The sequence below is a fragment of the Cupriavidus sp. 05N39 genome, assembly GCF_056397325.1.
On sequence record NZ_JBFTNE010000093.1, the window covers coordinates 1 to 23106 of the forward strand.

At 65.2% G+C, this 23106-nt stretch carries 24 protein-coding genes and 2 pseudogenes; 14 read left to right on the plus strand and 12 right to left on the minus strand.

Annotation, left to right across the window (positions count from 1 at the left end; all coding sequences use genetic code 11):
- The 5 genes and pseudogenes from AC1DN0_RS31750 to AC1DN0_RS31770 all read left to right on the plus strand — a co-directional run.
- Window positions 1-216: hypothetical protein (locus AC1DN0_RS31750; RefSeq protein WP_441629333.1), on the plus strand; the 216-nt coding region annotated here is incomplete at its 5' end.
- A gap of 14 nt (window positions 217-230) precedes the next feature.
- Window positions 231-1463: a type IVB secretion system protein IcmH/DotU gene (gene icmH / locus AC1DN0_RS31755; protein WP_441629334.1), complete on the plus strand. Its 1233-nt coding sequence runs from the start codon at window positions 231-233 to the stop codon at window positions 1461-1463.
- Between the two features lie 86 nt (window positions 1464-1549).
- Window positions 1550-1828, plus strand: a complete 279-nt coding sequence (locus tag AC1DN0_RS31760; protein ID WP_441629336.1) for a PAAR domain-containing protein — start codon at window positions 1550-1552, stop codon at window positions 1826-1828.
- Window positions 1829-1876: 48 nt separating this feature from the next.
- Window positions 1877-2149: a hypothetical protein gene (locus AC1DN0_RS31765; RefSeq protein ID WP_441629338.1), complete on the plus strand. Its 273-nt coding sequence runs from the start codon at window positions 1877-1879 to the stop codon at window positions 2147-2149.
- 167 nt (window positions 2150-2316) lie between these two features.
- Window positions 2317-2490, plus strand: a pseudogene (locus AC1DN0_RS31770) (LysR family transcriptional regulator); the annotation flags it as partial.
- A gap of 9 nt (window positions 2491-2499) precedes the next feature.
- Here the strand turns inward: AC1DN0_RS31770 and AC1DN0_RS31775 are convergent.
- Window positions 2500-2847 (minus strand): HigA family addiction module antitoxin, encoded by a 348-nt coding sequence (locus AC1DN0_RS31775; RefSeq protein WP_441629340.1) that lies wholly within the window; start codon window positions 2845-2847, stop codon window positions 2500-2502.
- A gap of 68 nt (window positions 2848-2915) precedes the next feature.
- Window positions 2916-3683, minus strand: a complete 768-nt coding sequence (locus AC1DN0_RS31780; protein ID WP_441629342.1) for an IclR family transcriptional regulator domain-containing protein — start codon at window positions 3681-3683, stop codon at window positions 2916-2918.
- 131 nt (window positions 3684-3814) lie between these two features.
- On the opposite strand from AC1DN0_RS31780, the gene AC1DN0_RS31785 reads away from it, so the two are divergent.
- The 3 genes from AC1DN0_RS31785 (at window position 3815) to AC1DN0_RS31795 (ending at window position 7220) form a co-directional block, all read left to right on the plus strand.
- Complete coding sequence (locus tag AC1DN0_RS31785; RefSeq protein WP_441629344.1) at window positions 3815-5698, plus strand: bifunctional sugar phosphate isomerase/epimerase/4-hydroxyphenylpyruvate dioxygenase family protein; 1884 nt, start codon at window positions 3815-3817, stop codon at window positions 5696-5698.
- Between the two features lie 33 nt (window positions 5699-5731).
- Window positions 5732-6553: a 3-oxoadipate:acetyl-CoA acetyltransferase gene (locus AC1DN0_RS31790; protein ID WP_441629346.1), complete on the plus strand. Its 822-nt coding sequence runs from the start codon at window positions 5732-5734 to the stop codon at window positions 6551-6553.
- Window positions 6554-6671: 118 nt separating this feature from the next.
- Window positions 6672-7220: a shikimate kinase gene (locus AC1DN0_RS31795; RefSeq protein WP_441629348.1), complete on the plus strand. Its 549-nt coding sequence runs from the start codon at window positions 6672-6674 to the stop codon at window positions 7218-7220.
- A gap of 48 nt (window positions 7221-7268) precedes the next feature.
- Here the strand turns inward: AC1DN0_RS31795 and AC1DN0_RS31800 are convergent, their stop codons facing one another.
- Window positions 7269-8492, minus strand: a complete 1224-nt coding sequence (locus tag AC1DN0_RS31800) for a benzoate/H(+) symporter BenE family transporter (RefSeq protein ID WP_441629350.1) — start codon at window positions 8490-8492, stop codon at window positions 7269-7271.
- Between the two features lie 132 nt (window positions 8493-8624).
- Here AC1DN0_RS31800 and pdxR point away from each other — a divergent pair, with 132 nt between their 5' ends.
- The gene (gene pdxR, locus AC1DN0_RS31805; protein WP_441629352.1) at window positions 8625-10118 is read left to right on the plus strand and encodes a MocR-like pyridoxine biosynthesis transcription factor PdxR; all 1494 of its coding nucleotides are present in this window, start codon (window positions 8625-8627) and stop codon (window positions 10116-10118) included.
- Between the two features lie 58 nt (window positions 10119-10176).
- Here the strand turns inward: pdxR and AC1DN0_RS31810 are convergent, their stop codons facing one another.
- The 6 genes from AC1DN0_RS31810 to soxC all read right to left on the minus strand — a co-directional run bounded on the left by AC1DN0_RS31810 (window position 10177) and on the right by soxC (window position 16038).
- On the minus strand, window positions 10177-11064 hold the full coding sequence (locus tag AC1DN0_RS31810; RefSeq protein WP_441629353.1) for an ABC transporter permease: 888 nt from the start codon (window positions 11062-11064) through the stop codon (window positions 10177-10179).
- 18 nt (window positions 11065-11082) lie between these two features.
- Window positions 11083-11934 (minus strand): ABC transporter ATP-binding protein, encoded by an 852-nt coding sequence (locus AC1DN0_RS31815; protein ID WP_441629354.1) that lies wholly within the window; start codon window positions 11932-11934, stop codon window positions 11083-11085.
- 1 nt (window position 11935) lies between these two features.
- Window positions 11936-12970 carry an ABC transporter substrate-binding protein gene (locus AC1DN0_RS31820; RefSeq protein ID WP_441629355.1) on the minus strand — a complete coding sequence of 345 codons (1035 nt, stop codon included), beginning with the start codon at window positions 12968-12970 and terminating at the stop codon, window positions 11936-11938.
- Window positions 12971-13038: 68 nt separating this feature from the next.
- Window positions 13039-13965: a TauD/TfdA dioxygenase family protein gene (locus tag AC1DN0_RS31825; RefSeq protein ID WP_441629356.1), complete on the minus strand. Its 927-nt coding sequence runs from the start codon at window positions 13963-13965 to the stop codon at window positions 13039-13041.
- Window positions 13966-14174: 209 nt separating this feature from the next.
- On the minus strand, window positions 14175-14771 hold the full coding sequence (locus AC1DN0_RS31830; RefSeq protein ID WP_441629357.1) for a c-type cytochrome: 597 nt from the start codon (window positions 14769-14771) through the stop codon (window positions 14175-14177).
- Window positions 14758-16038 (minus strand): sulfite dehydrogenase, encoded by a 1281-nt coding sequence (gene soxC, locus AC1DN0_RS31835; RefSeq protein ID WP_477146281.1) that lies wholly within the window; start codon window positions 16036-16038, stop codon window positions 14758-14760. The genes AC1DN0_RS31830 and soxC overlap by 14 nt, the downstream gene beginning before the upstream one ends.
- A 235-nt stretch (window positions 16039-16273) precedes the next feature.
- Between soxC and AC1DN0_RS31840 the strand changes: the two genes are divergently transcribed.
- The 5 genes and pseudogenes from AC1DN0_RS31840 to AC1DN0_RS31860 form a co-directional block, all read left to right on the plus strand.
- Window positions 16274-17371: an ABC transporter substrate-binding protein gene (locus AC1DN0_RS31840; protein WP_441629359.1), complete on the plus strand. Its 1098-nt coding sequence runs from the start codon at window positions 16274-16276 to the stop codon at window positions 17369-17371.
- Between the two features lie 4 nt (window positions 17372-17375).
- Window positions 17376-18230: an ABC transporter permease gene (locus AC1DN0_RS31845; protein WP_441629360.1), complete on the plus strand. Its 855-nt coding sequence runs from the start codon at window positions 17376-17378 to the stop codon at window positions 18228-18230.
- A 24-nt stretch (window positions 18231-18254) separates the two neighbouring features.
- On the plus strand, window positions 18255-19076 hold the full coding sequence (locus tag AC1DN0_RS31850; RefSeq protein ID WP_441629361.1) for an ABC transporter permease: 822 nt from the start codon (window positions 18255-18257) through the stop codon (window positions 19074-19076).
- Window positions 19077-19116: 40 nt separating this feature from the next.
- On the plus strand, window positions 19117-19959 hold the full coding sequence (locus AC1DN0_RS31855) for an ABC transporter ATP-binding protein (protein WP_441629362.1): 843 nt from the start codon (window positions 19117-19119) through the stop codon (window positions 19957-19959).
- Between the two features lie 18 nt (window positions 19960-19977).
- Window positions 19978-20748, plus strand: a pseudogene (locus AC1DN0_RS31860) (TauD/TfdA dioxygenase family protein); the annotation flags it as partial.
- A gap of 55 nt (window positions 20749-20803) precedes the next feature.
- Here the strand turns inward: AC1DN0_RS31860 and AC1DN0_RS31865 are convergent.
- The 3 genes from AC1DN0_RS31865 to cyoC form a co-directional block, all read right to left on the minus strand.
- A complete protein-coding gene (locus AC1DN0_RS31865; RefSeq protein ID WP_477146282.1) occupies window positions 20804-21916 on the minus strand; it encodes a substrate-binding protein in 1113 nt (370 codons plus the stop codon).
- A gap of 182 nt (window positions 21917-22098) precedes the next feature.
- Window positions 22099-22464, minus strand: a complete 366-nt coding sequence (locus AC1DN0_RS31870) for a cytochrome o ubiquinol oxidase subunit IV (RefSeq protein ID WP_035866677.1) — start codon at window positions 22462-22464, stop codon at window positions 22099-22101.
- Window positions 22464-23102: a cytochrome o ubiquinol oxidase subunit III gene (gene cyoC / locus AC1DN0_RS31875; RefSeq protein ID WP_035866678.1), complete on the minus strand. Its 639-nt coding sequence runs from the start codon at window positions 23100-23102 to the stop codon at window positions 22464-22466. The genes AC1DN0_RS31870 and cyoC overlap by 1 nt, the downstream gene beginning before the upstream one ends.
- Between the last annotated feature and the right edge of the window lie 4 nt (window positions 23103-23106).

The following is a 23106-nucleotide window of genomic DNA, read 5'->3' on the forward strand; positions in this document are numbered from 1 at the left end:
GTCGAGCAGGCCATGACACCCGAAGAACAGCGCTATTGCCGCGCACGCGACTACGCGCTGAACATCATCGCCAAGACACTGAAACTGGACCTGCCGTTCAAGATCGAGGAACACGTCACCTACACCAAGGAACAGCGTGAACTCGTCAAGCAGAAGCTGCGCGATCTTGGCTACACCGTGACGGATGCGCCATACCCGGTTACGCCGGCGGATTGAGGGAGACGTTGACCATGGACGCGCAGAAGAAGCCCGAACCCGCGACGGACACGCCGCCCTCAGCCAGTGGCATGGCACAAGCACTGAGTAATGACGGCAAACCAGCCGCTATCAATTCGGAAGAACCCAGGCCGAAGAGGCGCGTGATTCGGCCGCCACCCACCATGGAACAGCGCTTGAAGACGATGCTGTCGGCGCCGAATCCACTGATGGAAGCCGCCTGGCCACTCGCTCTCGCTGTTGCGGAGATGCCGCCGGTGAAGGATCGGGAGATGGTTCCGCATCTCCATGACATCGTGACAGCGGAGTTGAAGGATTTCCAGGAACTGGCCGAACGGGCGAACATCAAGCACGAACATATTGTCGCTGCGCACTATTGCCTCTGCAGCGCCATCGATGAAGGCGTTCAGCGGCACGATTGGGGGCAAGGCTGGTGGACGACGAACAGCTTGCTGGTCCTGCACCATCAGGACAACCGGGGCGGCGAGCGCTTCTTTCAGCTGCTGGCCCGGCTGCTGAAAAACCCGACGGAGAACATCGACGTCATCGAGGTGATGTACATCCTGCTGTCACTGGGATTCCAAGGCCGCTATTGCAAGATGCCAGATGGAACACAGCGTATCAATGCCATTCGCCGGCGGCTGTACGACCTGCTGCTACAGCATCGCGGCCCCGTACCGAAAGCACTGTCGCCCCACTGGAAGCCCGCACCGCCTGGCCGCTTCCCCCCGCTGCGCGTCATACCTGTCTGGATCACCGTAGCGCTATCCTCGGTGATCCTCCTCGGAATGTTCATCTCGTTCAAATATCAGCTGTTGGTCAAACAGCGCGAAGTGCTGCAAATACTCACGGACATCGGCAACATGAAGCCACCGCCCCCGCCCATGCCACTACGGCTCACAGAGCGCTTGAAGGACGAGATTGCGCGCGGTGTGGTGGCCGTCAAGGACGATTACCGCCGCAGCACCGTGGTGTTTCGGGGCGACGATATGTTTGGCGCAGGCCAGGCCGAGGTACGCAGGAAACTATTACCAGCGCTCGATAAGCTGGCCGCCGAGTTCAACAAGGTGGAGGGCACGGTGCAGATCATCGGCCATAGTGACAACCAGCCGATCAAGAGCGCCCGCTACCCATCGAATCAGGCACTGTCCGAGGAGCGCGCCACCGTGGTCAGCGAATACCTCGCCAGCAGGGCGTCGCCAAGGAGCGGCTGGAAGCCGTCGGCAAGGGGGATAGCGAGCCGTTGACGGACAACGCCACCGCAACCGCACGCGCCACCAACCGCCGCGTCGAAGTGGTCGTCACCCAATAAGCCAGTTCAGGAGAACACAGGATGCAACGCAGACTCATCAAGAAGGGCGACAAGACCAGCCACGACGGCGTGGTCGCTACCGGGTCCGAGGTGGACCTGCTGGACGGCCAGCCGATGGCCCGCCTGGGCGATCTGGTGGACTGCCCCCAGCACTACCCGGACGGGCGGCCGCACGGCATCAACAAGATCATCGAAGCGACCTCCGGCCTGATGATTGGCGAGCGTCCCGCTGCCTGCGAAGGCGATGGCACCGAATGCGGCTGCGTGCTGATCGGCAGTTCGGACGCCATGGCAGGCTGACTTGGCTCGATACGCTCTACGCACCTTCCCAAACTCAAGGAAACAAGCATGCAGTATTTCGCATTCGGCATCATATCCGTGTTCTCCGCCCTCCTGTTTCCGGCGATCTATCTGGCCGGTTATGGGCTGCGCCGGATCGGCGCCTGGTTCAATCGCGCCGATCCGCCCCGCGACCGTGTTGGTGCCTATGTCATCGCCGCCCTGTTGTTCGGCTTCCTAGTGGGCTCGCTCCTGCAACCCTTGTGGGACTGCCTGCAGACCGGTGAGTCGCTAGGGACATGCGTGATGCGGCATTCGCCAACTGCCGGCCTTGGACAGTGAAGTGCAGGACTGGCTCGCCCGGGATCAACCAGTTGGCCCAACGAGCGGACGGTTCGTCGGCGGGTGAAATCCGAGCCATGGGAAAGCGCGGCACTGACCGTGGGCCTGTCAGGCGATAAGAAGTTGCGCTGCCGAGCTGGCCGCCGCTGTGATCTGCCGCAGGAAACGATGCGCTGGTGCGGGTGCTGCCGGCTGACCGGCAACCAGCCGATGTGTGGGCGGTGACGACCGCGCGGGCTTCGGGGTCGGCCAAGATGCGGGTGTGCATCGATTTTTTGAAAGCGCAGCTTACCGAAGGGCCGCATGTGCTGGCGACGGCGTTGGGGGATGGTGGGGAGTGAGTGGATCCATCACGCCGCCAGCGGCGCAATCTCGCGAGCTATCGCTTCGCCGGCGGCCGCTTGCGCAACGCGCAAGTCATAGGTCGCTTGCAGATTCGTCCAGAATTCAGGCGTGGTGCCAAAGTGCCGCGTCAGGCGCAGCGCAGTATTCGGCGAAATGGTGCGGCGGCAGCGCACGATGTCGTTGATGCGCGGTGCCGGCACGTGCAGGGCCACCGCGAGCGCATTCGCGGACATATTGAGTGGAACGAGGAAGTCCTCGCGCAGGATTTCTCCCGGGTGTGCCGGCTCGATCGTTTCACCGGTTGCGACATCCGAGAGGTCGACCTTGTTAAGGTCCGCACGTTTGATTGTCATGGTGGCCTCGGTGGTCAGTGATAGTCAGTTGGCCGGCAAACACACACTCTTGCGGCGCGCCTGGTTGCTCACAACACCCGCATGATCGATATCGCCGTATCCTGCAAAACCTGCAACACCCGCTCCAGCGCCTGCTCCGCGCTCTCCTCCCCGATCTGCATATTCACGCTCAGCGCGGCGATCACTTTCCCATGGCGATCCCGCAGCGGCACCGCCACCCCCCGCACGCCGATCTGCAACTGCTGCTCGACCAGCGCATAACCCTGCGCGCCCGCCTTCCTGATCTCGGCCAGCAGCCGGTCCTGCTGCATGATCGTGTACGGCGTGTACGGCGTCAGCACGACGTCTTCCAGCCACGCCTTGACCCTGTCCTCAGGCTCCGAGGCCAGCATCATCACGCCGGCGGAAGCCAGCGGCGCCGGCACGCGCGCACCCAGCACAAAACCCGTATTCATCACCCGGCTCGTACCCGTACGGCAGATAAACACCAGTTCCCATGCATCCAGCACGCTCAGGTACGCCGGCTCGCCGACCGCCGCCGTGATCTGCTGCAGGAAAGGCTGCACCGTGCGCGGCAGGCGCGCCGAGTCGAAGTAGGACCAGCCCACCTTGAGCACGCGGGGGGTCAGGCTGAACAGCGTGCCGTCGCTGGTGGTATAGCCCAGATGCTCCAGGGTGAGCAGATAACGTCGTGCCGCGGTACGTGTGAGGCCCGTCAGCTGGGCCGCCTGCGTCGGCGTCAGGCGCGGATGATCGTTATCGAAGGCCTCCAGGATGGCCAGGCCCTTTTCCAGTCCGGCAATCCAGTCGCGCCGGTTCAGCGGTTCTTTATCCATAGCGATAACCCTAGTTCCGAGCGCCAGTCGCTCTCAATGGCGCGATTATCGCACGTATGCGCGCGGATTGCGCTTGTTGCTGCGTCAGATCGGTCCTAACCTTCCCCTACACGAAGCACGCAGGATCTGACATGCAAACCGCAGCCTGGCGCCATCCGAAATCGATCGCCACCGTATCGCTGTCCGGCACCTTGCCGGAAAAACTGGAAGCGGCCGCCGCGGCCGGTTTCAATGGCGTCGAAATCTTCGAGAACGACCTGTTGAATTTCGATGGCTCCCCTGCCGATGTGCGCCGCATCGCGGCCGATCTCGGCCTGGATATCCCGCTGTACCAGCCCTTCCGCGATTTCGAGGCGATGCCCGACGAATTCCGCGCCCGCAACATGGCGCGCGCTGAACGCAAGTTCGACGTGATGGAGGAACTGGGCGCGCGCATGGTGCTGGTCTGCAGCAATGTGCAGGGCATCGCCATCGACGATCCCGCGCGCGCCGCCGCCGACCTGCGCGCCATGGCCGAAGCCGCGGCGAAGCGCGGGCTCCTGGTGGGCTTCGAGGCGCTGGCCTGGGCCCGGCACACCAGGCTGTGGCGGCAGGCATGGGATATCGTGCGGCGGGCCGACCACCCCGCGCTGGGCCTGATCCTGGACAGCTTCCACACGCTCTCGCTGGGCGACACGCTGGAAGGCATCGACGAAGTGCCGGCGGAGAAGCTGTTCTTCGTGCAACTGGCCGATGCGCCCCGCATGAGCATGGACGTGTTGTCGTGGAGCCGGCACTACCGCAACTTTCCCGGCCAGGGCGATCTCGCCGTGACCGAGTTTGCACGCGCGGCCATCGGCGCGGGCTATCGCGGACCACTGTCGCTGGAGATCTTCAACGACGAATTCCGCGCGGCGCCCGCGCGCCTGACCGCGCAGGATGGCCTGCGCTCGCTGATCTGGCTCGAATCCGAAGCCGGGGGCCCCGCCCTGCCAGCCGCGCCGCATTTCGGCGGCGTCGACTTCCTGGAATTCGCGGTGGACTATGTAGCCGGACGGGAACTGGGCACGCGGCTGCGTTCGCTGGGCTTCAGCCACGCCGGCCGCCACCGCTCCAAGGCGGTGGACCTGTACCGCCAGGGCGGCGTCAATATCATCCTCAACGCCGAGCAGGACAGCGCCGCCGCGGAGCACTTCCAGCTTCACGGGCCTTCCGTCTGCGCGCTCGGGCTGAAGGTGGACGACGCCCAGCGCGCCGTCTCGCGTGCGCGGGCCTTGCTGTGCAAGGAATGGCGCGAGCCCATCGGCCCGGACGAGCGCAGCATTCCCGCGGTGCGCGCGCCGGACGGCATGCTGTTCTACCTGATCGACGAGAAGGACTCGGACCGCAGCATCTACGAGAGCGACTTCGTGCTGGAACCCGGCTGCGCCGACGACACAGGCGCGGGCCTCACGGCCATCGACCATATCGCCCAGGCCTTGCCACCGCACCGGCTCGACAGCTTCGTATTGTTCTACAAGACGGTGTTCGGCCTGCAGGCCGAGGCGCTGCACGAGATCGCCGACCCGTACGGACTGGTGAAAAGCCGCGCCATGGTCAGCCCGGAGCAGAACATCCGGATTCCGCTCAACGTCTCGGAAAGCAGCCGCACCGCCACCGGCAGGTTCGTCACGGCCTATGCCGGCTCGGGCATCCACCACATTGCCTTCCGTACGCCCGGCCTGAGCGCCACGCTGGAGCGCATCGTTCCCGCCGAGGCCGCCATGCTCCACGTGCCCGACAACTACTACGACGATGTCGGCGCGCGGCTCGGACTGGACGACGCGCTGCTGGAGCGCCTGCGCCGGCAGCAACTGCTCTACGACAAGGATGCCGGCGGCGAATTCCTGCACGCCTACACCGAGCCCTTCCACGACCGCTTCTTCTTCGAGCTGGTGCAGCGCGACGGCTACCTCGGCTTCGGCGCGGCCAACGCCTCGCTGCGCATGGCGGCCCAAGCCCTGGCCAGCCGCAACCACAAGGCCCGGCCCGCCTGAGGCGGGCACCACAATCGTTCCCCGGAGTTTCAAATGCAAGAACCCTGCATCATCTCGGTGGCCATCACCGGCTCGGTCCCCCGCAAGACGGACAACCCCGCCATCCCCATCTCCGTCGCGGAGCAGATCGAGAGCACGCACGAGAGCTTCGAGGCGGGCGCCACGCTGGTCCACCTGCACGTGCGCGACGAAGCCGGGAACTCCAGTTCGGACCCCGCGCGTTTCGCGCAATTGCAGGACGGCATCCGCAAGCACTGCCCCGGCATGATCGTGCAGTTCTCCACCGGCGGACGCGGACGCGCCATGGAGCAGCGCGGCGCCATGCTCGACCTGCGCCCCGACATGGCCTCGCTGGCCACCGGCTCGGTCAACTTCCCCACCACGGTCTACGAAAACCCGCCCGATTTCGTGCGCGCGCTGGCCAAGGCCATGCGCGATTACCACATCAAGCCCGAGATCGAAATTTTCGATCTGGCGATGCTCTACAACACGGCGGACCTGGTCAAGGAAGGGCTGCTGCTGCCCCCGGTGCATGTGCAGTTCGTGTTCGGCATCAAGAACGCGCTGCCGGCGCGCAAGGAGATCCTGGAGTTCCAGGTGGAGCAACTGAAGAAGGTGCTGCCTGGCGCGACCTGGACCGCGGCGGGGATCGGCCGGCACCAGCTGGAAGTCAACCACTGGACGCTGCAACTCGGCGGCCACTGCCGCACCGGCCTGGAAGACAACGTGCGCTGGGACAAGGACACGCTGGCCGCCAGCAATGCGCAACTGGTCGGCCGGGTAGCGCAGTTGTGCGCGGAGTATGGCCGCGCCGTGGCCACGCCCGCGCAAGCGCGGCAGCTGCTCGGTCTGTGAAGCCCCTTGTACCGAAGCCGCCGAAGCAACGGAACACCGTGCCGTTTTGAGCGGCGCCCATCTCGTGCTAACGTAGAGAAGACCGAATCCGGAGCCTGCCGCTGGCTCCCCCCCACACTTGGACTTCGAAAACCTCTTCTTCATCGGCTTCATGGGCGCCGGTAAGACCACCATTGGCCGGACGGTGGCGCGCCGGCTGGGGCTGCCTTTTTTCGATACGGATCACGAAATCGAGGCGCGTTGCGGCGTGCGCATTCCCACTATCTTCGAGCTGGAAGGCGAGGAAGGCTTCCGCCAGCGCGAAACCCGCACGCTCGACGAGTTGACACAGCGTAAAGGCATCGTGCTGGCCACCGGCGGCGGCGCCGTGCTGCGCCCGGAAAACCGCGAGATGCTGCGCTCGCGCGGCTACGTGATCTACCTGAGCGCTTCACCCGCGGAGTTGTGGCAGCGCACCCGGCGCGGCCGCAACCGCCCGCTGCTGCAAGGCCCCAACCCGCGCGCCACGCTGGAAGCCCTTTACCGGGTACGCGATCCGCTCTATCGCGAGGCGGCGCACCTGGTCATGCCCCCGCACGGCGAGAGCGTGGCGAATGCCGCCGGACGCGTGCTTGCGAAGCTCGGGCTCGAAAACTCGACTCTGCTGCGTCCGCAAGGCGATAGATAAGGCCACTCCTCAGCCTGTGGCAGCGGTCGCGGCGGGGTATAAAGTGGATTAGCCGCACCTGGAACATCTGAAACTGCCATGGATCAATCCATGCACAACCAGACCGACAAGCAATCCCCAGAATGCACCGCCAAGCCCGAATAGCGTGACGTCGGCCGCTGTCGCCAGAAATGTCATCAAGGCCGTTTCACGTCCACGTGGATCGCCCAGCGCGGTTGCGAGGCTGCCGCCAATTGCCCCCAGCAAGGCGAGGCCAGCCAGCGTGGTAATGAAAGTCGCGGGGAGCACCACAAACAACGTCACCAGGGTCGTACCGAACACACCGACGAGCGTGTAGAACACCCCGCAGGCAAGGCCGGCGATGTACCGCCTGGCTGGATTTTCGTGCGCCTCCTTGCCCGTGCAGATTGCCGCCGTTATCGCTGCCACATTGAATGCATGGGAGCCGAAAGGCGCCATCAGCAGGGAACCAAGCCCGGTCACCGTAAGTATGGGATTGGCACTGGTCTTGAAGCCGTCGTTGCGCAGCACCAGCATTCCCGGCATGTACTGGCCGGTCAGCGTGATCAGGAACAGTGGGAGCGCAACGCTAAACACCGCGTTGAGCGAGAAGGCTGGCGTGGTCAGCACGGGTGCAGCCAAACTCAGCGCAACACTCTGGAAGCTGACCTGCCCCAGCCCAAGCAACAGCATGATGGCGATCACCAGTACGCCAATGATCGCATAACGCGCCGTAAAGCGGCGCAGCACTGCATAGCTGAGAATCAGTGCGCCTACCAACAACGGATCAACGCCCGCGCCACCAAAGGCACCCATGCCAAAGCGCAGCAAAATGCCAGCCAGAAGGCCTGCCGCGATGCCTGATGGGATCATCTTCACGACCCGCTCGAAGTAGCCCGACAGCCCCAGCACCACAAAACCAAGGGCGGACAGCATATAGGCGCCGATGACTTCCGGATAAGGCGTATTCGGCAGTACTGAAATGAGAAAGGCAGCTCCTGGCGTAGACCATGCCGTGATGATTGGCTCGCGATAACGGTAACTCAGCCAGGCCCCGGTCACTCCGACGCCGATCGAGATCGACCAGATCCATGAAGCGGTCAGCTGGGGGCTCAGTCCAGCGGACTTCGCGCCCTGGAGCACCAGAATAAAGGTCCCACCGTAGTTGACGATCACCGAGATCAGCGCCGCAACGATTGGATGCAGCAAGTCGTCTGATCGGCGGACCGTCGCCGTCAAGGGGGCCGTGCTTGAGTCTTTGATTGGTTGCATAGGTCCCGAGTTTGCGGTCTAAATGGTCTATTTTGAATATCCACTTATATATAATTAATCAGACCACTTTGTGACCCAAGCGCCTTTTGCAGCGCTTGCCCAGGCACACACAGACCAGACCAAATCGCCCTTGTGAAGACGCGCGCCACTGCTTATCCGATCTGGACCGGCTTCCTGCCGTCACAAGACGATCCCCTATCCCTGCGCGAGCAACTGGTGCGTTTTTTTCGCAGAGGCATCGCGGATGGCACCTTGCAGGCAGGCATCCGGCTTCCGGCATCGCGGGTACTGGCGCTGGAACTCGGCATGTCGCGAATGACTGTCACCGATGCCTACGAGCAGCTGATCGCCGAGGGGTTTCTGCAGGCGCGTCAGGGCGCGGGTACCTATGTGGCGGCCCGGATCGGCAACAAGGCGCAATCGCTATGCACGCCTGTAGCCCCGCGGCAAGCAACGATGGGGTCGGCACGCGCGCGACTGCTGGTCGGTCCCGATTCAATGTCGGTCGCGCATGCGGCGTGGCCACTGACCCCGGGTCTGCCAGCCCTGGATGCATTCCCCTACGCGCTATGGGGCCGCCTTGAGGGCCGCATCTGGCGCCGGCGCACGCCGCCGGATTTTTCGTATGGCGACCCGCAAGGTTTCCTGCCATTGCGAGAAGCGCTGGCGGAGTATCTCGGCGCGGCGCGCGGTGTAAGCTGCCGTTCGCACAACATCGTCGTTACCCCCGGCGCGCAAGCGGCAATCCTGATCGCAACGCTAGCGCTCACGGATAGCGGGGATCGCGTTTGGGTGGAGAATCCCGGATACGATGCCGCCTATCGCAGCCTTTTGCTATCCGGAGTGAGCGCGGTCGGTATTCGCGTGGATGCAGAAGGCCTGGATGTGCTCGATGGGCGCTCGCGCGCGCCCGATGCAAAGCTTGCGGTGGTGTCGCCCTCGCACCAATACCCGCTGGGCGTCACCATGAGCCTGGCACGGCGCCTAGCACTCTTGCAGTGGGCCCACGATGCCGATGCGTTCATTCTTGAAGATGATTACGATAGCGAGTTCCACTACGATTGCGCGCCGACGACTGCCCTGAAAGCACTTGATGGCGACAACGGACGCGTGATCTATATCGGTACACTTAGTAAGCTGCTGGCCCCAGGCCTGAGGCTGGGATTCCTGGTCGTGCCCGACGATCTGATCGATATTCTGCAAAAAGTGCGCAATGGCAGCGGCCACCGTGTGCCGATGTCGCTGCAGGTCACTGCCGCAGAATTTGTCGGCAACGGCCATCTCGGCACGCATATTCGCAGAACCAAATCGCTCTACGCGCAACGGCGCTCTGCCTTGCTGTCGGCTATCAGTGCCGCAGGCAGTGGAGATCTGTCCGTCTTGACCGCTACCACGGGACTGCATCTCCTTGCGGAGTTACCCGATGATTGCGACGACCAGGCGCTGGTAGCCGCCGCACGGGCACAACAGATTGGCGTCGCGCCGCTATCGGGATTCTTCGCGCCGCCGTGCACAAGCGCGCGGCAAGGCTTGCTGATGGGTTTTGGCAATACCCCCGCGGAATCCATGCCAGGCGCCATCCAGACACTGTGCCGGCTGATCGAAACACAGCGCACTTCGCGCTGAAGCCAGTCGTCGCCGCTGGCGCTCTGCCCGCTCCACGCCGTTGCGGGCCAATACCGCCTTAGTGCTGCATGCCCCAGCGGCGCACTGTCACGCGTTCCAGCGTCTTGAACACCAGGTTCTCCACCAGCAGGCCGATCAGGATCACCATGGCCAGGCCGGCGAACACGCGGTCGGTGTACAGCTCGTTGCGGTTCTGGAAGATGTACCAGCCCAGCCCGCCCTTGCCAGACGACGCGCCAAACACCAGCTCGGCCGCGATCAGCGTGCGCCAGGCGAAGGCCCAGCCGATCTTCAGACCGGACAGGATGGCGGGCAGCGCGGCCGGCACCAGGATCAGCAGCACATAGCGCAAGCCGCGCAGCCCGTAGTTGCGCCCGGCCATGCGCAGGGTGTCGGGCACCCCGCGAAAGCCCGCATAGGTGTTCAGTGCCAGCGGCCACAGCACCGAATGCACCAGCACGAACACCAGGCTCTTGCTGCCCAGCCCGAACCACAACAGCGCCAGCGGCAGCAGCGCGATGGCCGGCAGCGGGTTGAACATGGCGGTCAGCGTGTCCAGCACATCGCGCCCCAGCTCGGTCGAGACCGCCAGCGTGGTCAGCACGAAGGCCAGCACGATGCCGCCGGCGTAGCCTTGCAGCAGCACCGACATGGAGATGCCCGCCTTGGTCAGCAGCTCGCCATTGCCGATGCCTTCGGCAAAGGCGCGCGCGGTGGCGAGAAAGCCCGGCAACAGCAGGTCGTTGTCCTGCACGCGCGCGATGATTTCCCACAGGCAGGCCAGCACCGCCAGGATCAGCGCCTTGCGCAGCCAGCCTTGCTGCCACAGGCGTTGCGGCCAGGGCAAGGCGCGCGCCACCGGCAAGGCGGTGAAGGGTTCGAGCTTGCGCTCATATTCGGCGCGGACCACCGTGGTGGCGGGAATAGATGACGTGCTTGTGCTCATGGTCGATCCTGGCGGGGCTCAGCGCGCCTGCGCGGTGCGTGCCGTCGACGGCGCGGCGTGCGGCGGCTCGTCGAACAGCAGATGATGGATGCGTTGCGCGGTAGCCTGGAACTCCGCGCCCCCCTGGCTGGCCAGGTCGTACTGGTGGCTGTTGAGTTCGGCGCGCACGCGCCCCGGATGCGGCGACAGCAGCAGGATGCGGCTGCCGACCACCAGCGCTTCCTCGATCGAATGCGTGACGAACAGCAGCGTGAAGGCGGCGTCGTTCCACAGCGCCAGCAATTCCTCCTGCATGCGCCGGCGCGTCAGCGCGTCGAGCGCGGCAAAGGGCTCGTCCATCAGCAGCACCTTGGGCCGCATCGCCAGCGCGCGGGCAATCGCCACGCGCTGCTTCATGCCGCCGGACAGGGTGTGCGGATAGGCATCGGCGAAATTCGCCAGCCCGACTTTGTCGAGAAAATGCAGCGCGCATGCCGAGGCCTCGCGCCGTGACATGCCGCGTGAGCGCACCAGCGGGAACATCACGTTCTGCCGCACCGTCTTCCAGGGCGGCAACTGGTCGAACTCCTGGAACACCACGATGCGGTCGGGGCCGGGCGCGCTGACGGGCACGCCCTCCAGCCGGATCTCGCCCTCGCACGGCGGCACGAAGCCCGCCACCGCCTTGAGCAGGGTCGACTTGCCGCAGCCCGAAGGGCCAAGCAGCACAAAGCGATCGGCGGCATGGACATCAAAGCTGACCTGGTGGGTGGCCCGCACCACGCGCTCGCGGGTGCGGTACTCCAGCGAGACGCCGTCGACCTGCAACAGCGGCGTGGCTGCGGCGGGGCGCGCGGAAACCACGCGTAGCGGGGAAGGCTGCACGGCCATGTCAGCTACCCTGGGCAGTGGCCGGGTCCTGGAAGAAATAGTCTTGCCAGGATTTCGGCTGGTTGCGGATGGCGCCCACCCGATGCATGAACTCGGCCAGCGCGAAGGTGTTCTGCGGCGTGACCTTGAACTGCACCTGCGGGTTCTTCAGGATCTTGACCAGCAGCGCGCGGTCGATCCGGGCCTTGTTCACGCGGATATACAGGTCGGCCGCAGCTTCCGGGTTGGCAGTGGCGAACCGTGCCGCCTCGGCCAGCGCATCGACAAAGGCGCGATAGGTCTTGGGATTGTCATTGCGGAATTTCTCGGTGGCGTACAGCACCGTGGCCGAGCTGGGGCCGCCCAGCACGTCATACGAGTTCAGCACGATGCGCGCATTGGGGTTGCCGGCCAGTTCCTGTTCCTGGAACGGCGGGTTGCCGAAGTGGCCGCTGATCTCGGTGCCGCCGGCGATGATGGCCGCGGCCGCATCGGGGTGCGGCACCGCCACGGTCCACTTGTCCAGGCGGTTGAATTCCTTGTCGCCCCATTGCCTGGCGGCGGCAAGCTGCAGCACGCGCGACTGCACCGATACCGACACCGCGGGCAGCGCGATGCGGTCCTTGTCGGTGAAATCGGCAATGGTCTTGACCTTGGGATTGTTGCTGACCAGGTAGTACGGGAAGTTGCCCAGCGACGCCACGCCCTTCACATTCTGCTTGCCGTGCGTGCGATCCCACATCGTCAGCAAGGGCCCCACGCCGGCGCCGGCGATATCGATCGCGCCGGACAGCAGCGCATCGTTGACGGCCGCGCCGCCGGACAACTGCGTCCACTCCACCTTGACATCGACGCCCTGCTGCCTGCCGTGTTTCTCGATCAGTTGCTGGTCGCGCGCCACGTTGAGCAGCAGGTAGACTACGCCGAACTGCTCGGCGATGCGGATCTTCCCTTCCGCACGGGCCGCGCCGGACATCGCCATGCCGGCAGCCAGCGCGAGCGCGACGGCGCCACGCGGCCAGCGGGCGGAGAAGAGACGGGAACGAAGCAGGGACATGCGGAACTCCGGTGGATTCGGTTCGGTGGATTCGGTATGGGACAGGATGATCCGGACGTGCGTGCCGGTCAGACCGGCAGGTCGCCCTCGATCGTGGTGCGATACATCACGCGGCGCAGCGACTCCGGGCAGCCGGCGGCCAGGTGCAGCAGCGAGCGGTTGTCCCAGAACACCAGGTCGTGCTCCTGCCATGCGTGGCGATAGACGTGTTCCGGCTTCACGCTATGCGCGAACAGTTGCGCCAGCAGGTCACGGCTTTCATCCTCGGGCAGCCCGGCGATGCGCGTGGTGAAATGCTCGCTGACGAACAACGCGCGGCGGCCGGTCTCCGGATGCGTGCGCACCACCGGCTGCAGCACCGGCGCCACCTGCGCGATCTGCTCGGGCGTCAGGTTGGGACGCCACGGGCTGCGTTGCTGCAACTCGGCGTACCTGGCCAGGTAGGTGTGCTCGGCATTGCGCCCTTCCACCGCGCTCTTCAGGTGCGCGGGCAGCGTCTCCCAGGCCAGGTGCATGTTGGCGAACAGCGTATCGCCGCCCTCGGCCGGAAGCTCCTGCGCATGCAGCAGCGAGCCCAGGCTGGGCTTTTCCTTGTACGAGAGATCGGAATGCCAGAAATGCCCGGCGTCGCCCAGGCCGATCGGCTTGCCGTCCTTGAGCACATTGGAGACGATCAGTATCTCGGGATGACCGGCGAGCTGGAACTGATGCAGCACATGGATCTGCAACGGCCCGAAGCGGCGGCTGAAGGCGATCTGCTGTTCCGGCGTGATGCGCTGGTCGCGGAACACCACCACGTGATAGTCGAGATGCGCGCGATGGATGCGCGCGAAGTCTTCCGCGGACAGCGGCTCGGACAAGTCCAGGCCGATGATCTCCGCGCCGAGCGGCGCCTCGAACGGACGGATCTCGAAAGCGGCGCTGCCGGAAGCAGCGGCTGAAACGGCGGGGGCGGCAGCAAGCGTGAATGAGGCCGTGTGGGTTCCAATCGTCATGACAGGCTCTTAAGCGGGGGACCTAAAACGGAAGACCTAAAGTGCGGATCCGATATCGGATCCAGGTGCGATGCCGTTTCCGGCAAAAGCCGGGCCCTGCACCGCTCGTTCTCAAGCTTTGCACTGTAGAGTTCCAGGCCTGCAGCGGTCAACGAATGAAATCGCTGCCGCTTATCCGTTTAACGCATATCCATGTCTTTACATTGGACTCAGGGTCGCGCCGCACAGGCGTTGCGGCAGGGCACGTTGGCGGTATCGGGCCGGCCGTCGGCAACGAAGCCATCGCGGTTCGGCATCCGCACCTGCGGTAGGGTCCGCGCATCGAGCACAGCCTCCGCGGGCACAATGCCGTTCAGATGCAGCAGGTAGGCCGTGACCGCATAAACCTCGTCCGCTTTCAGGCTTTGCGGCGCGTTGTAAGGCATCGCGCGATTGATGAAATCGAACACCGTGGTCGCATACGGCCAGAAACTGCCGATGGTCTTCAGCGGCGGCTTGCCATTCGCGTGCGCGCTCTTCAGACTCCCTTGCGCGCCCACCAGCGCATCGGCCGGTTTGCCTTCGCCCTTGATGCCGTGGCACGCGGCGCATAAGTTTTCGTAGACCTGCTTGCCGCGCGCCACGCTGCCACTGCCCGGCGGCAGGCCGGCGCCATCGGGCGTGACGTCGATATTCCATGCGGCGAGATCGCGCTCGCTGGCCAGCAGGCCCAGGCCATAGGTCTGCGCCTGTGCCCGCGGGCACACCGCGACCATCGCCAGCAGGACAGCACCAAGGGATCTACGGAGAGTGTCAGGCGCGCGCATTGGCAATCCTCCCGTCGGCGCCCACGCGCCATGCCTGGATGGCGTTGTAGTGATAAGTGGACTCGTAGCCGCGCGCGGCCACCAGTTGATCCGGCAAGGGCTGCACATTGCCGGCCTCGTCGATGGCGCGGCTTTGCAGCACCGCGGGGCCGCCATCCCAGCGCCACGACAGCCGGAAGCGCGTGAGCGCACGGTCGAGCACGGGATCCTGCAGCTTTGCCTCGCGCCAGCTGCGGCCGCCGTCCACGGATACGTCCACGCGCCGGATGCGGCCATGGCCGGACCACGCGAGCCCGGAGATTTCATGGAAGCCCCTGTCGCGCAGCACGTGATCCGGCGCGGGAAACGTGATCACCGATTTCACGTCCATCAGGAAGGTGAACTGGCGCGCGCTACCGTCGGGCAGCGAGTCGGTGTACTTCGCGGTTTCCTCGCGCGTCATGAACGGCTCGCGCCCGAGCTTGAGGCGGCGCAGCCACTTGATGCTCATATTGCCTTCAAAGCCCGGCAGGAACAGCCGCAGCGGATAGCCGTGCTCGGGCCGCAGCATCTCGCCGTTCTGCGCGTAGACGAGCAGCGCATCCTCCAGCGCCTTGGCCATCGGCACGCTGCGCGTCATCGCCGCGGAATCGGCTCCCTCCGCCAGCACCCAGGCCGCTTCCGGCTGCACGCCCACCTCTTCCAGCACGACGGAGAGCGGCACGCCGGTCCACTCGCAGCACGACAGCAAGCCGTGGCTGATCTGTACCGAAGTGGCGCTCGGCGCGCGCCATTCGCGCCCGGTATTGCCGGAGCATTCGAGAAAGTGAATGCGCGACACCGATGGCAGCCGCACCAGGTCGTCCATGGTGAAGATGCGCGGACGATCCACCAGCCCATGCACGGCCAGCCGGTGCAGGGCAGGATCGATCAGCGGGATGCCGGCGTGGTGGCGCTCGAATACCAGGCCCGTGGGCGTGATGATGCCGTGCAGGTCTTGCAGCGGCGTCATCGATGAGTTGGCGCCGGGCATCGGCGCGGCGCCCCGGTTGCGCCGGATCACGTTCTTCTCGAACTCAGYGGGCTGGCCGTAGGCGCGCCACAGCACCGGCTCGCCGGGCGCGCGCGTCCACGGCGGCACCGTCAGCGCTTCGGCACGCGCCGTGGCTGGCGCAGCCGCCGCGAGGGCACCGGCGCCAAGCGCCACGCCGCCCAGTCCTGCACCCTGGCGCAGGAAACGGCGCCGGCCGGATTGCGGCTGCGCGTTCTTCTCGTTCTTGTTCGTCATGGGCTCGCCAAGGTCACGGTTCGAAAATGGCGCACTCTATGCCACCCCGCTGCTTCGCGGAACGAAGGATAACGCATGCCCTTATGCGTGGCCGCGCAAACATTGCCACCTGCGGCGCATATGCGCGCAGCCCATAACCAAAGCCAAAAACATTCCTTCTGCCGCGCCGGCAGCACCGCGTATCTTGAGAGCCGTCGATTCACTCTTCACCGCTTTGCACAGGGATACAGCCAAGATGGCAATCACGCGACGAACCCTTCTCAAACGCCTTGCCGTATCCAGCCTGGGTGCCGCCGCTTCCGCCAGCCCGCTGAGCGCATTCAGCGCCAGCGGCGCCGCCAGGCCCGACGTGATCCGCATTGGCGTGGCGCAGCCGGCCACCGGCACGCCGCCGAGCTTCGCGGGTAGTTCGATGGCCATCGCCCATGCGCGCGGATGGCTGGAGGAAGCGTTCAAGCCCTCGGGCACGCCTATCGAATGGTTCTTCTTCAAAGGCGCGGGCCCGGCGGTGAACGAGGCCATCAGCACCAACCAGCTCGACTTCGCCATGCAGGGCGACCTGCCCGCCATCGTGGCGCGCGCCGCCGGCCTCAAGACGCGGCTGGTGCTGGCCACGGGCGTGCGCACCAATATCTATATCGGCGTGCCGCCCGACTCCCCGCTCAAGACGGTGTCGGACCTGCGCGGCAAGCGCGTGTCGCTGTTCAAGGGCACCAATATGCATCTGCCGGCATTGCGCCTGCTTGAGGCCAATGGCCTCGCCGAAAAAGACCTGCGGCTGCTGAACCTGGACACCGCCGGCTACCTGGCCGCGCTGACAACACGCGATATCGACGGCGCCATCGGCGCCATGGACATCCTGCGCCTGCGCGACAAGGGCGCGGTGCGCATCCTTTACTCCAGCAAGAGCCAGTCGCCGATCTACACGCGCCAGAGCCATGTGCTGGTGACCGACGCCTTCGCCAGCAAGTATCCGGAAGCCACCCAGCAACTCGTCAAGGCGGCGGTGCAGGCCGCGCGCTGGGCCTCCGACGAGAAGAACCGCGAAGACGTGCTGCGCACCTGGGCGCGCGCCGGCACGCCTTACGAGCACTGGAAGGAGGACTATGAAGGCGAACCGCTGCGCGTGCGGCTGAACCCGAACTTCGACCCCTTCCTGGTCAGCCGCTACAAGGACGCCACCGAGCAGGCCTACCGCCTGCGCCTGTCGCGCGCCAGGTTCGATGTCGACCAGTGGATCGATACGAGCTTCCTCAAGAACGCGCTGAACGACCTGAGCCTGCAGAGCTACTGGCCGGTCTACCAGCCGAACGGCAAGATTCTCGGAGCCTGACGCGATGGCCGCCGACGATTCCCTTGCGCTGGCCCGGCCTGTTTCAGCCGGGCCAGCGCCCGAGCACGGCGGCAAGGCGCACCGCCACTGGCGCCCCGGCCTGCATCACGCCGCCTGGCTGCTGGCCTGGCCGGTGCCGCTGGCGCTGCTGCTGGCCTGGTACGTGGCGGCACGCTTCGCATGGATCCCGCCGCAGGTCCTGCCCGCGCCCGACGCGGTCTGGCACACGCTCGCCGAGCTGTACCAGAGCGGCGAGCTGCAGGCCAACCTGGCCGTCAGCGCGCTGCGGGTGGCGGGCGGCTTTGCCCTGGGCCTGGCCGGCGGGCTGGCGCTGGGCGTGGCGATGGGCCTGTCGCCCGGCTTCCGCGATTACGTCTATCCCACCTTCAAGGCCTTCAGCCAGGTGCCCGTGCTGGGCTGGCTGCCGCTGCTGATGCTGCTGGTAGGCATCGACGAAGCGCTCAAGATCATCCTGATCGCCAAGGCCTCGCTGGTGCCGATCGCGCTCAATACGTACAAGGGCATCCAGAACGTGCCCACGCGCTATATCGAAGTGGCGCGGGTGCTGAAGTTCACGCGCTGGCAACTGCTGTCGCGGGTGGTGTTTCCCGCCGCGGCCGCGCCGGTCTGGAATGGCATCCGCTATGGGCTGACGCACGCCTGGCTGGCGCTGGTGGTGGTGGAGCTGCTCGCATCATCCGAAGGGCTCGGCTACATGATCGTTTATGGCAGGCAACTGTTCCAGCTCGATATGGTGATCGCCGCGGTGATCGTGGTGGGCGCGGTCGGGTTCGCGCTGGACAAGGTGCTGGCGCTGGCCGAGCGCGCGGTGCTGCGCTGGCGCAAGCCGGGCCTTTGATCGCTGCAATACAAGGAGGCCAGGATGGCCAATGCAATCACGACGCCAACCACCCGATCCGCCAGCGCACGTGCCGTGCGCATGCCTCGCGCGCTGCGCGGCTGGGTCCTGCCGGTCGCGCTGATCGTCCTCTGGTGGGCCGCGGTGCGTTTCGGCTGGAGCACCTCGCCGCTGCTGGTGCCGGTTTCCAAGGTCTGGGACACGGCGGTGCAGCAGGTGCGCAGCGGCGCCCTCTTCGTGGCGCTCTCCGCCAGCCTGTGGCGCGACCTGGCGGGCTTCGCGCTCGGCGCCAGCGTGGGCCTGGTGTTCGGCACCGCGCTGGGGCTGTCGCGGCTGTTCGAGCAATTGTTCGGCCCGACCTTCCACACCATCAAGCAGATCTCGCTGTTTGCGTGGATTCCGCTGATCTCGGTGTGGTTCGGCCTGGGCGACACCGCCAAGGTGGTGTTCCTGTCGCTGGCGGCGTTCTTCCCCGTGGTGCTCAATACCTTCGAAGGCATCCGCGGCGTGCCCGCGGACCTGCTGGAAGTGGCCCGCGTGCTGAAGTACTCGCGCTGGCAGGTGCTGCTGCGCGTGGTGCTGCCGTCGGCCTCGCCGTCGATCTTTGCCGGCATCCACCTGGCCCTGATCTACGCATGGCTGGCCACGCTCGGCGCCGAGTACATGCTGGTCTCCGGCAAAGGCATCGGCAATACCATGACCGATGGCCGCGAGAATTTCTGGATGGACCTGGTGATCTTCGGCGTGATCGTGGTCGGGCTGGTCGGCTTCACGCTGAACTGGATCGCCAGCCGTATCGAAAGCCGCCTGCTGGCATGGCGCGGCCGCTCCGTCGCCGCGTTCTGAATCGCCGGCTCTCCCAACAACTCACTGGAGAAACCCGCTCATGGCCCATGCCGGCACGCTCAGCATCGAGCACCTGCGCAAGCAATATGAAGTCAAGGGCGAGCCCTTGCCCGTACTGGAAGACATCACCCTCTCGATCGCGCCCGGCGAGTTCGTCAGCATCGTCGGCGCCAGCGGCTGCGGCAAATCCACGCTGCTGCGGCTGGTGGTGGGGCTGGAGGAGGACTACAAAGGCGAGATCCTGCTCGACGGCAAGCGCGTGGCCGGCACCAGCCTGGACCGCGGCATCGTGTTCCAGGAGCACCGGCTGTTTCCCTGGCTGACGGTGGAGCAGAACATCCGCATGGCGCTGCTCAACGCCGACCTGACCGAGGCCGGGAAACGCCGCACCGTGCGCGAGCATATCGGGCTGGTCGGGCTGGCCGGCTTCGAGACCGCGTTTCCGCACCAGCTCTCCGGCGGCATGTCGCAGCGCGTGGCCATCGCCCGCGCGCTGGTCACGCGCCCGGAGATCCTGCTGCTGGACGAACCCTTCGGCGCGCTCGATGCGCTGACCCGCGCCTACCTGCAACAGGAGCTGCACCGCATCTGGCAGGCCGAGGGCATCACCATGATCCTGGTCACGCACGATGTGGAGGAAGCCATCTACCTGGGCGACCGCGTGGTGGTGATGGAACCGCGCCCCGGCCGCATCCGCCGCATCCTGCCGGTGCCGCTGGCGCATCCGCGCGACCGCGCGGCGCTGTCCTTCGCGCGGGTCAAGGACGATGTGCTGCAGGAATTCACCGGGCGCCCGGCCGACCTGGCCGAAGCGCCCATCCGGCGCCTGCCGGATCCCGACGCCGGCGGCGGGTTGCCGCCGCATATCCGGTTCGCGATCTGAATCGCACCCTATATTGCCGACGATGCCGCGCAGGAAGGCTTCGCCAGCCTGTTCGGCACACCGGTGCCCCACCCTACCGTGCCCTCGCGCGACGGCACGCGGTTCCTGCTCGAACTCGATTCCGGGCACGGCGGCCRTGCCAACTCCTGGCATACCGATGTGACATTCGACCTGGCCTACCCGCAGGTCTCCGTGCTGCGTGGCGTGGTCATTCCGGAGGCCGGCGGCGACACCGTGTGGGCCAATACGGCGACGGCCTACCTGGATCTGCCGGAGGCATTGCGCGAACTGGCCGACCGGCTCTRGGCGCTCCACACCAACGACTACGATTACGCGGCCACCCGCAATACGGCCAGCACCGAGGCCATCAAGCGCTATCGCGAAGTGTTCACTTCCGCCATCTACGAAACCGAGCACCCGGTGGTGCGCGTGCATCCGGAGACCGGCGAGCGCACGCTGGTGCTGGGGCATTTCGTCAGGAAGCTGCTGGGCTACTCGTCGTCCGATTCGCAGCATCTGGTTTCCGTGCTGCAGGATCACGTGCATCGCCTGGAAAACACCGTGCGCTGGCGCTGGCGCGCGAACGACGTGGCGATCTGGGATAACCGCGCGACGCAGCACTATGCGATCAACGACTACGGCGACGCGCACCGCGTAGTGCGCCGCGTGACCATAGCGGGCGATGTACCGGTCAGCGTGGATGGGAGGCGGAGCGTGGCGGTGAAGTCGGGGGCGCCCAGGCACGGCGAGCCGGCTAATCACGCTGCCCCGGCAAGCGCGGCGGCCTAAGGCAACGGCATGCGGGTCCGCGCCGGGCGGTTCGCGCCCGGCCACTTTGCATTGCCTAGCTGATGCCTTGCATGCACTCCTTCGGATCGACAACCCCCAGGCTTTTGACAATCCTGAAGCTGCCGTTGCTTGCCTGTGCAATGTACATGTTCATGCGAACGTGATGCTGACCGGGCACCATTTCAGCCGGACCACCGGGCCCTTCAGCAATCCTTGCGTGGTCTAGCGCCTTGATGACATCCTCCTGCTTTAGCGAGCCCGCCTCCTTGACCGCAGCCTCCCAGAGCCTCAGGCCCCGGTACATGCCCGAACACGCGCTGCCGGCAGTGAACCTGGCAGTGCCCGGATAGCGCTTGTCGTACTGATCGATCAGTGYCTTGCTGAAGGCATCGCTGACGTTCTGGTAGTAGTCGAGGCAACTGTACAGGCCCTCCACATGCGCGGCCGGCACCAGGTTCAGGAAATTCTCGTCGAAATACGTGCAGACTATGTATCCGCCTCGCTGCGTGAAACCGGAGCGGTAGAGCTGCTCGAGGAACGGCGTGAGCCCGGGAGGGACGATGGTATTGAATACCACCTCTGCGCCAGTGGACGCGATCAGGTCGATTGTCTTGCCATAGTCGGCGTGATCGAGGGGAAAGTACTCCTCTCCGGCAATCGAGCCGCCGTGGGCCGTGACAACCTGACGGACCTTCTTGTTCATCGTGCGCGGCCAGATATAGTCCGCTGACGGCAGGTAGAATTTCCTCGCCCCCGTTTGCTGCATCAGCCAGGGTATGAGAGGCTCAACCTGCTGCGCTGGCACCGGGCCTGTGCAGAAGATCAGCGGGTCACATTCCTGTCCCTCGTATTGCTCCGGGTAAATGTAGAGCTTCTTGCCATTCACTACGGCAGGACCCTTGATCGCCTGCCGCGTGGAGCTGTAAATGCCACCGAAGAGCACATCGACCTGATCCTGCCGGATGAGCTTGGCAGCTTTGGCTTCCGCTACGCTGTCCGTGGTCGCGCTGTCCTCAAGGTACAGATCTATTTGCCGCCCCAGCAAGCCACCCGTTGCGTTGATGTCATCGATCACCATCCTGGCCACGTTTGCATTGGCGATTCCCGCGAACGAGAGCGGCCCCGTCTGGTCCGTGATGACGCCCACCTTGATGGATGATTCCTTCATGGCGCATCCCTCCTCTCAAGAATGCTGGCGGTAACGGCGCTCGCCAATTCTTGCTGCTGTCCTTCGCACTCAACCAGCATAGGTCAATTCAGGACCGTCCCGCCAGGATCGCGCCCATGCCGGGCGCAAAACGACAAAGGCGGCCCGGAGGCCGCCTTTGTCAGCGCTGATGCACAGATCGCTCAGTGCACCATCATATTGCTGTTCATGTTGTGCATGATCCACAGCGAGCCCGCCACCACGATCAGCAGGATCAGCGCGGTGAAGGCCAGCGCCATCACGTTCCAGCGCTGCTCCGAGGAGCTGTCCAGATGCAGGAAGTAGACCAGGTGCACAACGATCTGCACCACGGCCAGGCCCAGGATCACGGCCAGCGTGGTGGAGGCTTCCAGCGTGCCGCCCATCACCAGCTTGAACGGGATGACGGTCAGGATCACCGCCAGCACGAAGCCGATCACATAGGACTTGACGCTGCCGTGGCTAGCGCCGGCCGACGTGGTGCCATGCGCGTCGTGCGCGCCGGCGGTAGAAACGTTGCTGTGTTCCATTACATCGCTCCCATCAGGTAGACCACGGTGAACACGCCGATCCAGACGATGTCCAGAAAGTGCCAGAACAGCGCGAAGCAGGCCAGGCGCTTGGTCATGGTGGCGGTCAGGCCCTTGCGGGAGATCTGCCACATCAGCACGGCCATCCACAGCAGGCCGCTGGCCACGTGCAGGCCGTGGGTGCCCACCAGCGTGAAGAAGGAGGACAGGAACGCGCTGCGTTCCGGACCCGCGCCTTCGGCGATCATGTGATGGAACTCGTTGATTTCCATGCCGATGAACGCCACGCCCAGCAGGAAGGTCACGCCGAGCCAGAACTGCAGGCGGGCGCGCTGGCCGTTGTGCAGCGCGATCATCGCCATGCCGGAGGTCAGGCTGCTGAACAACAGCAGGAAGGTCTCGACCAGGACGTAGTTCAGTTCGAACAGTTCCTTGCCCGAGGGGCCGCCCGCCACTTCGCCGCGCAGCACCGCGAAAGCGGCGAACAGTCCGGCGAAGATGATGCAGTCGCTCATCAGGTACACCCAGAAACCGAACACCGTGTTGGCACTGGTGTCGTGATGGGCGTGGTCGTGCGAGTGGGCATGCGCCGCGTCGGCGGCATGCGCGGGATAACGATGTAGAGCTTCAGTCGTCATGATT